Annotated in this window: 1 pseudogene; it reads left to right on the top strand. The window is 60.1% G+C overall.

The features are described 5' to 3' along the window. Nucleotides 1–161 precede the first annotated feature (161 nt). A pseudogene (locus tag DTL70_RS35175) lies at nt 162–276 on the top strand (IS5-like element ISRhru5 family transposase); the annotation flags it as partial.

The following is a 276-nucleotide window of genomic DNA, read 5'->3' as shown; positions in this document are numbered from 1 at the left end:
GTCGATGAACACGTACAGTGCCGCCAGAAGGGCGTCCAGGTTTGTCTTCACACACTGACCAACGGGCGCCCTTCGCCATGGTCGCGACCAGCACACACATCGGACTCACTCATCTAGGGGGTGTCTTCAATTGATCTTGGGTAGTGGATCATGGCCGGGTGATACGTCGCCATGAGCTGTCCGATGCCGAGTGGGAGTTCGTCCGACCGCTGCTGCCCGCTTCGCTGCGGGGCCGGAAACGGTTGGACGACCGAAGGGTGCTCAACGGAATTGTGT

This window comes from Streptomyces diacarni, from assembly GCF_003323715.1.
GTDB classification, from domain to species: Bacteria; Actinomycetota; Actinomycetes; order Streptomycetales; family Streptomycetaceae; genus Streptomyces; species Streptomyces diacarni.
The sequence above is the reverse complement of the archived record's forward strand: the minus strand, read 5'-3'. Positions and strand labels throughout refer to the sequence as shown.